The organism is Streptomyces sp. QH1-20 (assembly GCF_041283565.1).
GTDB lineage: Bacteria > Actinomycetota > Actinomycetes > Streptomycetales > Streptomycetaceae > Streptomyces > Streptomyces syringius.
In genome coordinates this window covers 3,875,435-3,887,712 of record NZ_CP166299.1, presented here as the reverse complement: position 1 = coordinate 3,887,712, position 12,278 = coordinate 3,875,435, and the positions used below count along the sequence as shown (strand labels likewise).

Genomic DNA, 12,278 nt, shown 5'->3' with positions numbered 1-12,278 from the left:
CGGCACGGCCCCGGGACCGGACCTGTGCTGGGCGCCGGTGCGCCCCGCGGGGCCCGCGCCTATCGTGAGCCCCGCACCACCCGCGGCCCCGGCCCCGGCGCCTCAACTGGGCGGTGCCACAACGGAACAGACGGTACGACGGACCTCTTGAACAATTGTCGACGGACTCGGGAAAGCGGGAACGCATGCATACGGACTGGAACCCGGCGGCTCGGGTGCGGGACATGGGCACGTCGGTCTTCACGGAGATGACCGAGCTGGCGCGGGCCACGGGCGCGGTCAACCTCGGCCAGGGCGTCCCCGAGCTGGACAGCCCGGCCCTCCTGCTGAAGGAGGTCGCGGCGGCGGTCCTCGCGGGCAGCAACCAGTACCCGCCCGCGGCCGGCTTCCCGGCGCTGCGCGAGGCGGTCGCCGAGCACCAGCGCGCGCGGTACGGGCTGGAGTACCGCCCCGCGGGCGAGGTGCTGGTCACCACCGGTGCCACGGAGGCACTCGCGGCGGCGCTGCTCGCGCTGTGCGACCCGGGCGACGAGATCCTCGCCTTCGATCCCTGCTACGACGCCTACCCGGCCGGCGCGCGGCTGGCGGGCGCCCGTCTGGTGCCCGTACCGCTGGAGCTGTCCGGCGACACCTTCGTCCTGGACCCGGCCGCGCTGCGCGCCGCCGTCACCCCGCGCTCGCGGGTGCTGCTGCTCAACACCCCGCACAACCCGACCGGCAAGGTCTTCACCACCGACGAACTGGCCGCCATCGCCGATGTCTGCCGGGAGCACGACCTGACGGTGGTGACCGACGAGGTCTACGAACACCTCGTCTACGGCGACGCCCGGCACCACACCCTCGCCGCGCTGCCCGGCATGCGCGAGCGGACCCTCACGATCTCCTCCGCGGGCAAGACCTTCAACGTCACGGGCTGGAAGATCGGCTGGGTCTGCGGACCGGCCCACCTGGTGGCGGCGGTCGGTGCCGCGAAGCAGTTCCTCACCTACGCCTCCGGGACGCCCTACCAGGAGGCGCTCGCACGGATGCTGGGCGGTGTGGAGGAGTGGGCGGCCGGGCTGCGCGGGACGCTGCGCCGCAACCGTGATCTGCTGACCGAGGGGCTGGACCGCGCGGGTCTGCGCCCCTATCGAGCGGACGCCGGCTATTTCGTACAGGCCGACGTACGGGGGTGGGGGTACACGGACGGCGTGCGTTTCTGCCGTGAACTCCCGTCGCGCGCCGGGGTGGTGGCAATTCCGACGTCCGCCTTCTATGTGCGCCCCAATGCGCCGTCCTATCTGGTGCGTTTCTCCTTCTGCAAGCGAGAGGAATCGGTACGCACCGCGATGGAGAAGCTACTTAGTGCAGCGTAACTGCCGTTTAATCGGCCACATATCCAAGTGGCCAGCGCTTGACCGCATATGCGCCCGGCGGATCTGCATGGCCCGCCGGGTGCAATAGTGGTGAACAGGTGAACTGCCCGGCCCTCTCATGGATGGAAATCATGATGAGATGGGTAAAAAGGCTGTGGGCGCAGCTCATTTCATGATTCCCTCTCTTTCAGAGACACGTCCTGAGACGACTCCTCGGAATCATCGGAATCACTGTCCTCGGACCCCATGAACCTCCAATGTGGGCATGAGCCGGCGCGCCACGACCCTGGACCTCGCTCTGGGCGGGCCGGCCCACCCTCCACTGCGTGCTATGCGGAGCCGACCCATGCTCACCACCCTCAAGACCACCTACACCGATACCCGTGCCGCCGATCTCGCCTGGTGCCTGGGGAAGGGTCCCCTTCCCGCGCTGGCCGTGCTCGATCTGCGGCTCGCCGACTCCGCCGTCCAATTGCGCCTGCTCGGCGCCTCCCACCAGGTCCTGCTCGAAGAGGAAGCCGGTTCGTGCTCGGAGACCGTCGCCTGCATGCCGGGCAGCAGCACTCCGCTGCCGCTGGGCGTCGCCAAGCGGGTCGGAGCGTGGGAGTACGAATTCGCCGCACGGGTCGAGACGCTTTCGCAGGGGTCCTTCGCGGGGCGCGCGCAGGAGTTGCTGGCGCTCGTCGCCGAGCATCCGCACGGTCTGGCCGGAACGTTTCCGGGCAGCCCGCACGCCTTCACCGCGCTGCTCGCCCAGCGGCAGAACGGCCAGATCAGCTGGCGCACCTGGCACGCCTATCCGCAGGAGGGCCGACTGGTCGCCACCCGGACCCGGGTGGGCCTGCGCGTGGGCGCGCCGCTCTGAGCGCCGACGGCCTTCCCGCCCGGCCGGATGGCCGGTCCGGCGCGGGAGCGGAACGCCGGTCCGGGCCCCGGGCGGAATGCTGGCGTCCGCAGGCCGGTCTGTCGGCAGGTCACGCGAATACACTCGTGTGGGTGACGAAGGGTTGTGAGATCGTGACGTAGCGTTCCCGTCATGATCTACCGCCCGGTGCCCGCGCGACTGCCCGTACCGGCCGGGCTCGGCCGTTTCTCCGTCCTGACCACCGTCTTCGTCTGCGCTGCCTGCGGCTTGGTGTACGAGCTGGAACTGGTCGCCCTGGCCTCGTATTTGATCGGGGACTCCGTCACCCAGGCGTCCGTCGTGCTCTCGGTGATGGTCTTCGCGATGGGCATCGGCTCGCTGCTGGCCAAACGGCTGCGGCCGCGCGCCGCGCTGGGCTTCGCGGCCGTCGAGGCGGGTCTCGCGCTGACCGGCGGGTTGTCGGCCATGGCGCTGTACGCGTGCTTCGCCTGGTACGGCCAGACCCGGGTGCCGCTGGTGGGCTTCTCGCTCGTCATCGGGATCCTGATCGGCGCCGAGGTGCCCCTGCTGATGACCCTCATCCAGCGCATCCGTCGGCAGGACGCGGGCGGCGCGGTCGCCGACCTCTTCGCCGCGGACTACGTGGGGGCCCTCGTCGGCGGGCTGGCCTTCCCGTTCCTGCTACTGCCCATGCTGGGGCAGCTGACGGGCGCGCTGCTGACCGGCGGGGTCAACGCGGTCGCGGGCGGGGCGCTGGTGCTGTGGCTCTTCCGCCGGGATCTGAGCCGCCGTTCCCGCTGGGCGCTCGTCGCCCTCAACGGCCTCGTGCTGGTGCTGCTGGCGGCCTGCTCGATGCTCACCGGCCCGTTCGAGCGGGCCGCCCGGCACGCCGTGTACGGCACGGACATACGGGTCGCGGTGCGGACACCGGTCCAGGAGGTCGTGCTCACGGGCGGCGGCCGGAGCGGCCGGCCGCTCTCGCTCTTCATGGACGGACGGCTGCGGGTCAGCGGCTGTGACGAACTCCGCTACCACGAAGGGCTGGTGCACCCCGCGATGGACGGGCCGCACCGGCACGTGCTCATCCTCGGCGGCGGCGACGGCCTCGCCCTGCGCGAGGTCCTGCGCTACCCCGGCGTCACCTCGGTGACGGTCGTCGAGCTCGACGGCGACGTGGTCCGGCTGGCCCGCACCGACCGCGACCTCGCCGCCCTCAACCGGTCCGCCTTCCGCGACCCCCGGGTGCGGGTCGTCGTCGCCGACGCCTTCGGCTGGCTGCGCGGCGGCCACGGCGACCGGGGCCCCTACGACGTGCTGATCTCCGATCTGCCCGACCCCGCCTTCACGCCCAGCACCAAGCTGTACTCCCAGGAGTTCTACGGCCTCGCGGCCCGCCGGCTGGCGCCCGGTGGCCGGCTCGCGATCCACGCCGGCCCGATCGAGGGCCGCCCCCGCGTCTTCTGGACGGTGGACGCCACGGTCCGTTCGGTGGGGCTGGAGACCGCGGCCTACCGGGTCCGCGGCAAGGGCGGCGGCCCCTCCGGAGTCCTGGACCGCAGCACCGCCCGCCGGCCGCCCGGGCAGGGCGAGGCGGCGGACGGGCGGCCGAAGGCCTGGGGCTTCCTGCTCGCCTCCCGGGAGAGCGTGCGGCTGCGACTGCCGGCCGACCGCCCCCGGGTGCGGACCCTGACCCCGGCGACGCTGACCGCCGCGGGCCGCGCGGCCGGGCACGGTCCCGAGCCGGGGCTCCTGCCGTCGACGCTGATGCACCCGCGCTACACGGACTGAGCGCGCCCCGCCGGCGGGCGCAGTGCCGCGCGGAAGGCGCCGGGGGAGAGACCGGCCCGGTGCTGGAAGAACTTGGAGAAGTTCGCGGCGTCGTCGAAGCCGAGCCGCCCGGCGATCCGGGCCGCCGGCAGCTCGCTGTGCGCGAGCAGCCGCTTGGCCTCCAGCATCACCCGCCGGTCGATGAACTCCTTGGCCCCCACCCCCGCGGCGGCCAGCGTCGCGCGCGACAGGGTGCGGGTGGAGTAGCCGAGCGTACGGGCGTAGTCGGCGACCCGGTGGCGGTCGGCGAAGTCCCGCTCGACGGCCGCGCGGAAGCGCAGGAAGGCGTCGCCCGGGGCGGGCACTCCGCTGCCCACCGGGGTCGTCAGATGCGCCAGCCGCAGCACGAGGACCGACAGCAGATGCCGCAGCACATCGGTGTGGACGTCGGCGGGCAGCGCCCCGCCGGTGCGGAAGTCGGCCGCGAGATGCCCCACCGCCCGGAAGACCGCCTCGTGGTCCTCGCCGACGGGCCGCCACAGCACCGGGCGGAAGGGATCGTCGGCCACCGCGGCGACGGCCGTGCCGGGGGAGAGGAAGCCGGGCTGGACGAGGACGACATCGCCCTCGATGCCGGTCACCTCGCCGAACTGCTGCACCTGCCCGGGGCGCACCCACAGCACCGAGCCCGCCTCCAGCCAGTGGCCGGTGAAGTCCACGGTGTGCCCGGCGGAGCCCGAGCGCACGACGACGATCTGATGGAAGTCCAGCCGCTGCGGCAGGGCCAGCAGCCCCTCGGGGGCACGGGCGCGCAGCTCGGCGAGGGTCATCACCTCCACCCCGGCGGGGGTGCCGGGCGGGGCCCGGTAGGTCAGCTCGACCACGGCCGGGGGGTCACCGGCACCGTCGTAGGGCTGGGAGCAATCGTGTCGCTTTTTCACCATGAGGAGTCCCGAGCGTACCTGGTTGGGGCCGTTTGCCGCCTTTAGCGTGGTTGCTACGTACAACGACGGACGGTACGTACAAACAACGGACGGCTTGAGGAAAAGACATGCGACGGCAGCTGGTCACCTACGCCTTCGACGCCTACTGCGGCTGGTGTTACGGCTTCGGCCCGACCGTGCGCGCGTTCGCCGAGACGAACGCCGACCGGATCGAGGTACGGGTGCTCAGCGGTGGGCTGTTCACCGGGCCCCGCGCCAAGCCCGTCGGCGAGTACCCCTACATCCCGCAGGCGGACGCCCGGATCGGGGAGCTCACCGGAGCGGTGTTCGGCGAGGGCTACGCCAAGGCGTTCGCCGAGGGCACCGCCGTGCTCGACTCGGCCGACGCCGCGACGGCCCTCGCCGCGCTGACCCGGCAGGCACCCGAGCGGGCCCTGGAGTTCGCGGGCGCGCTCCAGCGTGCCTGGTACGTCGACGGACGGAGCCTGTCCGACCCGGCCACGCTGCACGCGGTCGCGACCGGACAGGGCGGCGTCGACCCCGACGCGGTCCTCGCCGCGTACGCCGACCCGGGCACCCGCCGGGCGGCGCGCGAAGGGTTCCGTGAAGTCCGCAGGCTGGGCGTGGAGAGTTTCCCCAGCCTCCTGCTGCACACCCCCGACGGAGTGCGGCGGCTCGGCGGCCCGATGACCACGGCACAGGAACTCACCCACGCCATCGACGCCCGCTGATCCCCTGCCTCTCCTTTTTGACCCCCTCCACTGATCACCATCACCTCTGAGGAGCCCCCCATGGCCAAGATCGCTCTTTTCGGCGCCAACGGAACCATCGGCAGCCGCGTCCTGCGCGAAGCGCTGGACCGCGGTCACCAGGTCACGGCAGTCGTCCGTGACCCCGCGAAGCTCACCGAGCAGCACCCCGCCCTGACCGTCGCCACCGGTGACGTCCTCGACCCGGCCTCCGTCACGGCGGTCGCGGCCGGTCAGGACGTCGTCGTCAGCGCCGTCGGCGGCGGTGACGGCCCCGGCCATGTCGCGACCATCGCGCCCGCCGCGAAGTCCCTGGTCGAAGGGGTGCGCGCGGTCGGCGACGCGGCCCCCCGGCTGATCACGGTCGGCGGCGCCGGTTCGCTGCGGACCGCCGACGGCGCGCAGGTCTGGGACGCGGAGGGGCTCCCGGAGTTCCTGCTCCAGATCATGCACGCGCACGGTGACGCGCTGGACTACTTCCGCACGGTCACCGACGTCCGCTGGACCAACATCAGCCCCGCCGCGAAGATCGAGCCCGGCGAGCGCAGCGGCACGTACCGCACCGCCCTGGAGGACCTCGTCACGGACGCCGACGGCAACAGCCGGATCTCCGCCGAGGACTACGCGGTCGCGCTCGTCGACGAGATCGAGCAGCCGCGGCACGTGGGTGAACGCTTCACGGTCGCCGACTGACGGATACCGACCGGTGTCGGCCACCGGCGGTGCCACCGGCGGAAACTTCGGCCGGGGAGGGCCTGGTGAGGGGCCTGATGGGTAGGCTCGCTTGTTATGGAGCATGAGGTGTTCGTTCCGTTCCCCGTCGGCGATGTCCGACGGGTCCTCTCCGACCCCGCGCGCGTCGCCCGCTGTGTCCCCGGCCTCCAGCAGGACGCCGCGGACGCCTCCGACGCCACCGTCGCCGGCCGGCTCCGGCTGCGCATCGGCGGCTCCACCATCACCTACCGGGGCTCGCTGCGGCTGACCGAGCGGGACGGCTCCTTCGAGCTGTCGGGCGAGGGCGCGGAGGTGCGCGGCAACGGCACGGTGACGCTCGCGCTCACCGCGCTGGCGGAGGCCGTGCCGGGCGGCACGCGGCTGACCTGCGCGGCGCGGGTCGACTGCGGGGGACGGCTGGCGGAGTTCGACGCGAAGACCACCCAGACCACGGCCCGCAGGCTGCTGGAGCGGGTCGCGGTGGCCCTCGCGGAGGAACTGCGGAGGGACGCGGACGGCGCCCCGGACGGCGACACCGCCGAAGCGGGCCCGCAGGTGCCCCTGCGGGAAGAGCCCGGTGACGGCCGGGACCCGGGCGCCATCGAGGCGATCGACGCCATGGACGAGCTCGACGACGAGGACGAAGAGGACGACGACGAGGACGACGCGCCGCCCGCCGAGGCCGCGCACGCCCGCCGCACGATGATCGGCCGCAGCGCGGAGGAGGTCGACCACGCCCCGCCGCGCGGTCGCTACGCCCCCGTCCCCGCCCCCGAGGCGGCGTCCGCCACGGCGGCGGCCCTCCGCTGGGCCGGACCCGCCGCGGCCGTGGCCCTGGCCTCGGCGGTGGTGGTCGGCCGGGTGCTGCGCCGCCGCCGCTGAGCGGATGCCGCGGCCCGCGGTCCGTTCGACGCGGGCACAGACGGCCCCGGACGTGGCGGGGAGTTGCCCCCGTCCCCGCCGACGGTCCGCGAAAGCCTCTAATGTCGGGGTTGTGAGCAACCATCAGACGAGCAAGACGCTGTTGAAGGCCGGGGACGCCGAGCTGACCGTGGACCCGCGGAACGGATGCCGGCTCACCAGCCTGCGTTTCCGCGGCACCGAACTCCTGCGGCAGGGCGACAAGTACGGCGCCTTCCCCATGGTGCCGTGGTGCGGCCGCATCGAGCTGGGGCAGTTCCGCAACGGCGGCGAGCGCCACCAGATGCCGCTCAACGCCGGGCCGCACGCCATCCACGGCACCGGCCGGGACACCGCCTGGCGCACGGTCCGCACGGAGGAGCGCTCCGCCGCCTTCACCTACGACCTCGCCGAGCCCTGGCCGTACACCGGCCGGGTCACCCAGCTCGTGGAGCTGGCACCGGACTCGCTGACGCTGACGATGGGCGTCGAGACCTACGACAACTCCTTCCCGGCACAGGCCGGCTGGCACCCGTGGTTCCTGCGGAACCTCGGCGCGGGCAAGGACGTCGAGATCGACTTCCACCCCTCCTGGCAGGAGGAGCGCGGCGAGGACCATCTGCCGACGGGCCGCCGCACGGATCCCCTGCCCGGCCCCTGGGACGACTGCTTCGGCATGCCCGACGGCGTGGACGTCACCCTCACCTGGCCCGGACTGCTGGAGATGAAGGTCGCCAGCCGCGCCGAATGGGTCGTCGTCTACGACGAGCAGGACGAGGCCGTCTGCGTCGAGCCGCAGTCCGGGCCCCCGAACGGGCTCAACACCCTGCCCCGTCTGGTCACCCCGATCGACCCCCTGGAGATCTCCACGACGTGGAGCTGGCGCTCACTCGCCTAGGGCTGTCCTAAGCTCGTGCGCATGAGCGATGCGCGTGACGCCCTGCTGCAGCAGATCAAGGACAAGGCCGTGGTCCACGGCAAGGTGACCCTCTCCTCCGGCAAGGAGGCCGACTACTACATCGACCTGCGCCGGATCACCCTGGACGCCGAGGCGGCGCCGCTGGTCGGCCAGGTGATGCTGGACGCCACGGCGGACCTCGACTACGACGCCGTCGGTGGGCTCACCCTCGGCGCGGACCCGGTCGCCACCTCGATGCTGCACGCCGCCGCCGCGCGCGGCCGCAAGCTCGACGCCTTCGTCGTGCGCAAGGCGCAGAAGGCGCACGGCATGCAGCGCCGCATCGAGGGACCGGACATCAAGGGCCGCCGGGTGCTGGTCGTCGAGGACACCTCCACCACCGGTGGCTCGCCGCTGACCGCGGTCGAGGCCGCGCGCGAGGCGGGCGCGGAGGTCGTCGCGGTGGCGACGATCGTCGACCGCGGTGCCGCCTCCGCGATCGAAGGCGCCGGTCTGCGGTATGTCACCGGTTATGCCCTCGGTGACCTCGACCTGGGCTGACCTGCGAATTCTTCTGATTGATGCGCGAAGGGCGCGAGGTTTCACGTGAAACCTCGCGCCCTTCGCGCATCAATGGCCTGTCCACCGTGTGGAGCGAATCGGGGAGTCTGGGAAGATGGGGGCGACGATGAACGTCGCCCCCTAAGGCCGAGCCACCCACGCCACCGCACATCACAAGGAGTGGACAGATGCCCATCGCAACCCCCGAGGTCTACAACGAGATGCTCGACCGGGCGAAGGCAGGCAAGTTCGCCTACCCGGCCATCAATGTGACCTCGACGCAGACGCTGCACGCCGCGCTGCGCGGTTTCGCCGAGGCGGAGAGCGACGGCATCATCCAGATCTCCACCGGTGGTGCGGAGTTCCTGGGCGGCCAGTACAGCAAGGACATGGTCTCCGGCGCGGTCGCGCTCGCCGAGTTCGCGCACGTCGTCGCCAAGAAGTACCCGGTGAACATCGCGCTGCACACCGACCACTGCCCGAAGGACAAGCTCGACGGCTACGTCCGTCCGCTGCTCGCCATCTCGCAGGAGCGCGTCGCCGCCGGCCAGAACCCGCTCTTCCAGTCCCACATGTGGGACGGCTCCGCCGAGAAGCTCGACGAGAACCTCGCCATCGCGCAGGAGCTGCTCGCCGAGGCCGTCAAGGCGAAGATCATCCTCGAGGTCGAGATCACCCCGACCGGTGGCGAGGAGGACGGCGTCTCGCACGAGATCAACGACGAGCTCTACACCACCGTCGCCGACGTCGAGCGCACCGCCGAGGCCCTCGGCCTGGGCGAGAAGGGCCGCTATCTGCTGGCCGCCTCCTTCGGCAACGTCCACGGTGTCTACAAGCCGGGCAACGTCGTGCTCCGCCCCGAGCTGCTCCGTGACCTCCAGGACGGCATCGCCGCCAAGTCCGGCAAGAGCGACCCGTTCGACTTCGTCTTCCACGGCGGCTCCGGCTCCACCGAGGAGGAGATCCGCACCGCGCTGGAGAACGGCGTCGTGAAGATGAACCTCGACACGGACACGCAGTACGCCTTCACCCGCCCGGTCGCGGACCACATGTTCCGCAACTACGACGCGGTGCTGAAGGTCGACGGCGAGGTCGGCACCAAGTCGAAGTACGACCCGCGCACCTGGGGCAAGCTCGCCGAGGCCGGCATGGCCGAGCGCGTCACCAAGGCCTGCGCCGACCTGCGCGCCACGGGCACGAAGCTGAAGTAAGGCTCCGAGGCCCCGGCGCCACGGACGCCACGGACAGGGCCCGGTCCCCCGCTCACGCGGTGGGGACGGGCCCTGTCCCGTTCCCCCGCCGCGCTGGCCGGGTGCCCGTTGTGCGGGGATGATTCCGGTATGAGCGACCCTTCGCGGGAGCCGGTGACCGACCCGGACACCGTCCCGCAGGAGCCCGCCGCCGACGACGCCGTACGTCTGGGTACCCCCGCCGGCCGCTGGGTGCTGCTGACCGCCGTCCTCGGCTCGGGGATGGCGCTGCTGGACAGCACCGTCGTCAATGTGGCCCTGCCCCGCATCGGCGCCGACCTCGACGCGGACCTGCCCGTCCTCCAGTGGACCGTCAACGGCTACATGCTCACCCTCGCCTCCCTGATCCTGCTGGGCGGCGCCCTGGGGGACCGGTTCGGGCGGCGGCGGGTGTTCGTGATCGGCGTGGTGTGGTTCGCCCTCGCCTCCCTGCTGTGCGGGCTGGCGCCGGACGCCGGGGTGCTGATCGCGGCGCGGGCGCTCCAGGGCATCGGCGGGGCGCTGCTCACCCCTGGCTCCCTGGCGCTGATCCAGGCGGTCTTCCACCCCGACGACCGGGCCGGGGCGGTCGGCGCGTGGTCCGGGCTGGGCGGGGTGGCCGCGGCGGTCGGCCCCTTCGTCGGCGGCTATCTGGTGGACGGGCCGGGCTGGCGCTGGGTGTTCCTGATCAATCTGCCGCTGGCCGCCGTGTGTGTTCCGGTCGCCCTGAAGCACGTGCCCGAGACCCGCGCACCCGGCGCGCACGGCCGCTTCGACGTGCTCGGCGCGACGCTCGGCGCGCTGGCCCTCGGCGCGGTGACCTACGCGCTGATCGCCGCCCCCGAGCAGGGCGCGTCGCCGTGGGTGATCGGCCCGGCGGTCGCCGGGGTGCTGCTGGGCGCGGCGTTCGTCCACGTCGAGGCGCACCGCCCCGACCCGATGCTGCCGCCGGGGATCTTCTCCAGCCGGATGTTCTCGGCCGTCAACGCGGTCACGGTGTGCGTGTACGCGGCCTTCGGCGGTTTCTTCTTCCTCTCGGTCCTCCAGCTCCAGGTCGTGGTCGGCTGGTCCGCGCTCGCCGCGGGGACCGCGCTGCTGCCCACGACGGTGCTGATGCTGCTGCTGTCGGCCCGCTCCGGCCGGATCGCGACCCGCATCGGACCTCGCATCCCGCTGACCCTCGGGCCGCTACTGTGCGCGGCGGGCATGCTGCTCATGACCCGTGCCGGGCCGGACGCGGTGTACTGGCGGGACGTGCTGCCCGCCCTCGTCGTCCTCGGCCTGGGCATGGTGGTCCTGGTCGCGCCGCTCACCGCGACGGTTCTCGCCTCGGTCGACGTCGCCCGCGCGGGCCTGGCCAGTGGCATCAACAACGCCGCCGCCCGCGCGGCGGGCCTCATCGCCGTCGCCGCGCTACCGCTGCTCGCGGGCATGGGCCCGGACGTCTACCGCGACCCCGCGGGCTTCGAGGACACGTTCCGACGGGCGATGTTCTGGTGCGCGGGCACGCTGGTGGCGGGCGCGGGCCTGGCATGGTGGACGGTCGGCACCCGGACCCGCGCGCTGCCTGGCCGGAAGTGCTGCCACCCGGAGACGACGTACCACTGCGGGGTGTCCTCGCCCCCGCTGGACCCGGGAGACGCGGCGACTGCCTCCGGCGGCGCGTCCTGACGCGGACGGCCGGAACGCCTCGCCCGAAGGCGAGGCGTTCCGGCCGATGCGCTGTGGGGCTGCCGCGTCAGCCCAGGGTGTTGGCGGCCGTCGGCGAGCTGTCCCGCAGGAACGTCGAGCAGCGCTCGTGCTCCTCGTGCTCGCCGATGGCACCCGCCGCGCGGGCGAGGGCGTGCAGGGCACGCAGGAAGCCGCGGTTCGGCTCGTGCTCGAAGGGCACTGGGCCGTGGCCCTTCCAGCCGCTGCGCCGCAGCGCGTCGAGGCCGCGGTGGTAGCCGGTACGGGCGTACGCGTACGACTCCACGACCCGGCCACCGTCGAACGCCTCGTCGGCGAGCTGCGCCCACGCGAGCGAGGACGCCGGGTACTTCGCGGCGACCTCGGCGGGGGCCGCCCCGGAGGCGAGCAGCTCACGCGGCTCCGGGTCGTCGGGCAGATGGGTCGGGGGCGGTCCCCCGAGCAGGTTCTCGTGAATCGACATGACCCCCAGTCTGCCTTGTCACCACCCCACCCGGACCCGCCGAACGCCGGCCCGCACGCACCCACGGCCCCGGCCCGGGACGACGCCCCGCACGGCGGGCTCCGGAACCCGCAACGCCACCCCTTGCAGGGAACCGCACCCGGG

12 protein-coding genes are annotated in these 12,278 nt (G+C 72.8%); 10 read left to right on the top strand and 2 right to left on the bottom strand.

Translation table 11 applies throughout. The features are described 5' to 3' along the window. The first annotated feature begins 185 nt into the window (after nucleotides 1-185). From AB8O64_RS17390 to AB8O64_RS17380, 3 genes are all read left to right on the top strand, one after another. Complete coding sequence (locus tag AB8O64_RS17390) at nucleotides 186-1,355, top strand: aminotransferase class I/II-fold pyridoxal phosphate-dependent enzyme (RefSeq protein WP_370419923.1); 1,170 nt, start codon at nucleotides 186-188, stop codon at nucleotides 1,353-1,355. Nucleotides 1,356-1,701: 346 nt separating this feature from the next. Next, entirely contained in the window at nucleotides 1,702-2,220 is a 519-nt protein-coding gene (locus tag AB8O64_RS17385; protein ID WP_362219190.1) for a DUF2617 family protein, read from the top strand. A gap of 171 nt (nucleotides 2,221-2,391) precedes the next feature. Next, the gene (locus AB8O64_RS17380; protein ID WP_370419922.1) at nucleotides 2,392-4,008 is read left to right on the top strand and encodes a polyamine aminopropyltransferase; all 1,617 of its coding nucleotides are present in this window, start codon (nucleotides 2,392-2,394) and stop codon (nucleotides 4,006-4,008) included. Here the strand turns inward: AB8O64_RS17380 and AB8O64_RS17375 are convergent. Then, complete coding sequence (locus AB8O64_RS17375) at nucleotides 3,996-4,931, bottom strand: helix-turn-helix domain-containing protein (RefSeq protein WP_370419921.1); 936 nt, start codon at nucleotides 4,929-4,931, stop codon at nucleotides 3,996-3,998. The genes AB8O64_RS17380 and AB8O64_RS17375 overlap by 13 nt on opposite strands. A 107-nt stretch (nucleotides 4,932-5,038) precedes the next feature. Between AB8O64_RS17375 and AB8O64_RS17370 the strand changes: the two genes are divergently transcribed. From AB8O64_RS17370 to AB8O64_RS17340, 7 genes are all read left to right on the top strand, one after another. Further along, nucleotides 5,039-5,662, top strand: a complete 624-nt coding sequence (locus AB8O64_RS17370) for a DsbA family protein (protein WP_370419920.1) — start codon at nucleotides 5,039-5,041, stop codon at nucleotides 5,660-5,662. A 60-nt stretch (nucleotides 5,663-5,722) separates the two neighbouring features. Then, nucleotides 5,723-6,373, top strand: coding sequence for an NAD(P)-dependent oxidoreductase (locus AB8O64_RS17365; protein ID WP_370419919.1), 651 nt, complete (start codon nucleotides 5,723-5,725; stop codon nucleotides 6,371-6,373). A 96-nt stretch (nucleotides 6,374-6,469) separates the two neighbouring features. Next, nucleotides 6,470-7,276 (top strand): SRPBCC domain-containing protein, encoded by an 807-nt coding sequence (locus AB8O64_RS17360; protein ID WP_370419918.1) that lies wholly within the window; start codon nucleotides 6,470-6,472, stop codon nucleotides 7,274-7,276. Between the two features lie 112 nt (nucleotides 7,277-7,388). Continuing rightward, complete coding sequence (locus AB8O64_RS17355; protein ID WP_370419917.1) at nucleotides 7,389-8,192, top strand: aldose 1-epimerase; 804 nt, start codon at nucleotides 7,389-7,391, stop codon at nucleotides 8,190-8,192. A gap of 21 nt (nucleotides 8,193-8,213) precedes the next feature. Next, nucleotides 8,214-8,753: an orotate phosphoribosyltransferase gene (pyrE, locus tag AB8O64_RS17350; RefSeq protein WP_130878728.1), complete on the top strand. Its 540-nt coding sequence runs from the start codon at nucleotides 8,214-8,216 to the stop codon at nucleotides 8,751-8,753. 188 nt (nucleotides 8,754-8,941) lie between these two features. Next, a complete protein-coding gene (gene fbaA, locus AB8O64_RS17345) occupies nucleotides 8,942-9,964 on the top strand; it encodes a class II fructose-bisphosphate aldolase (RefSeq protein ID WP_356458266.1) in 1,023 nt (340 codons plus the stop codon). A 129-nt stretch (nucleotides 9,965-10,093) separates the two neighbouring features. Next, nucleotides 10,094-11,653, top strand: coding sequence for an MFS transporter (locus AB8O64_RS17340; RefSeq protein WP_370419916.1), 1,560 nt, complete (start codon nucleotides 10,094-10,096; stop codon nucleotides 11,651-11,653). A 67-nt stretch (nucleotides 11,654-11,720) separates the two neighbouring features. Here AB8O64_RS17340 and AB8O64_RS17335 read toward each other — a convergent pair whose 3' ends face one another. Continuing rightward, nucleotides 11,721-12,134, bottom strand: coding sequence for a DUF3151 domain-containing protein (locus AB8O64_RS17335; protein WP_356458270.1), 414 nt, complete (start codon nucleotides 12,132-12,134; stop codon nucleotides 11,721-11,723). Nucleotides 12,135-12,278: the final 144 nt, after the last annotated feature.

What these genes read in the sequence shown, in the direction of transcription:
- AB8O64_RS17390 (WP_370419923.1), top strand. Translation starts at nt 186, where the DNA reads ATGCATACGGACTGGAACCCGGCGGCTCGGGTGCGGGACATGGGCACG.
- AB8O64_RS17385 (WP_362219190.1), top strand. Translation starts at nt 1,702, where the DNA reads ATGCTCACCACCCTCAAGACCACCTACACCGATACCCGTGCCGCCGAT.
- AB8O64_RS17380 (WP_370419922.1), top strand. Translation starts at nt 2,392, where the DNA reads ATGATCTACCGCCCGGTGCCCGCGCGACTGCCCGTACCGGCCGGGCTC.
- AB8O64_RS17375 (WP_370419921.1), bottom strand. Translation starts at nt 4,931, where the DNA reads ATGGTGAAAAAGCGACACGATTGCTCCCAGCCCTACGACGGTGCCGGT.
- AB8O64_RS17370 (WP_370419920.1), top strand. Translation starts at nt 5,039, where the DNA reads ATGCGACGGCAGCTGGTCACCTACGCCTTCGACGCCTACTGCGGCTGG.
- AB8O64_RS17365 (WP_370419919.1), top strand. Translation starts at nt 5,723, where the DNA reads ATGGCCAAGATCGCTCTTTTCGGCGCCAACGGAACCATCGGCAGCCGC.
- AB8O64_RS17360 (WP_370419918.1), top strand. Translation starts at nt 6,470, where the DNA reads ATGGAGCATGAGGTGTTCGTTCCGTTCCCCGTCGGCGATGTCCGACGG.
- pyrE (WP_130878728.1), top strand. Translation starts at nt 8,214, where the DNA reads ATGAGCGATGCGCGTGACGCCCTGCTGCAGCAGATCAAGGACAAGGCC.
- fbaA (WP_356458266.1), top strand. Translation starts at nt 8,942, where the DNA reads ATGCCCATCGCAACCCCCGAGGTCTACAACGAGATGCTCGACCGGGCG.
- AB8O64_RS17340 (WP_370419916.1), top strand. Translation starts at nt 10,094, where the DNA reads ATGAGCGACCCTTCGCGGGAGCCGGTGACCGACCCGGACACCGTCCCG.
- AB8O64_RS17335 (WP_356458270.1), bottom strand. Translation starts at nt 12,134, where the DNA reads ATGTCGATTCACGAGAACCTGCTCGGGGGACCGCCCCCGACCCATCTG.